This is a genomic window from Peribacillus sp. SIMBA_075 (genome assembly GCF_046534585.1).
The window spans coordinates 1-234 of the sequence record NZ_JAWRYN010001653.1 but is presented as its reverse complement, the minus strand read 5'-3'; the positions used below and the strand labels follow the sequence as shown (position 1 = coordinate 234).

At 71.8% G+C, this 234-nt stretch carries 1 protein-coding gene; it reads left to right on the top strand.

The features are described from left to right. Positions 1 to 234, top strand: a 234-nt coding sequence (locus SB775_RS34040; protein ID WP_410865711.1) for a hypothetical protein, incomplete at both ends; no start/stop codon positions are given.

Genomic DNA, 234 nt, shown 5'->3' with positions numbered 1-234 from the left:
CCCGTCATGCACCCGACCCACCCGCTTCGCCACCTCGCCCTGGCCCTGGTCCTGGCGCCCCTCACCGCCGCTGCCGCGGCTGCCGCCGACGACGCCCGCACCCTGGACACGGTCCAGGTCACCGCGCCGATCGCCAAGGACAGCGGCACCGCCACCAAGACCAACACCTCGATCCTGGAAACCCCGCAGTCGATTTCCGTGGTCACCGACCGGCAGATGCGCGATCGCGGCATC